The 728-nt window shown below is 65.7% G+C and carries 1 protein-coding gene; it reads right to left on the reverse strand.

The window, feature by feature from the left end:
• The coding region (locus tag E0H92_RS43935) for a DNRLRE domain-containing protein (RefSeq protein WP_131500511.1) at positions 1-683 on the reverse strand (683 nt) is incomplete at its 3' end.
• Positions 684-728: the final 45 nt, after the last annotated feature.

Here is a 728-nt window from a genome sequence, read left to right on the forward strand (position 1 = left end):
CCGTAGTGCATGTTCAGGTCGGCCGAGCGGATCGTCGTGGTGGTCGGGATCATCGACGTGTCGAACTTCAGCAGGCCGCGCCAGGTGTTGTGGCTCGCGTCGTCGCCCACCAGCACCGTCGGGTTCGTGCCGTAGTTGACGCCCGCGTTCGCCTCTGAGATCGACGTGTCCTGCGCGGCCGTCGGATCCGGTACGACGACGATCGTCGGGTCGATGACGATCGGGAACACCCGTTCCTTCGCTGCCAGCCACGCCTGATCCGGCTTCAGCGTCAGCAGCGTCTTGCCACCCTGCTGCGTCACCGTCTGGGTGATCTTGTCCGAGTACCCCGGCTGACCGAGCTGGTTGGTCGCCGAGGAGTCGTACATGTTCGGCGCCGGGATCACGTACTTCGGCCGCTCGTCGCCGTTCTTCTTGAAGAACCCGATCGACCCGTCCGGCTGCGCCTTCGCCGTCAACCCGCTGGTGCGCAGCTCGAACGTGTACTCACCCTCCACGTCAGCCGCAGCCGTCAGTACGACGGTCTCCTTCACGCCGGTGCGCGACACGTAATACCGCACGTCCGCCGTACCGAACACGTCCGGGAACGCCACCGACGAGTCCTTCACCACTGGCGTCAACGCCCGCTTCTCACCGGCCGCGCCGAGCCCGATCGACTCCCCGTCCGCCTCGAACGTCAGCAAGCGATCGCTTGACTTACCGAACCGCGTCCGGAACGAGTTCTTCGC

The organism is Kribbella speibonae (assembly GCF_004331375.1).
GTDB lineage: Bacteria > Actinomycetota > Actinomycetes > Propionibacteriales > Kribbellaceae > Kribbella > Kribbella sindirgiensis.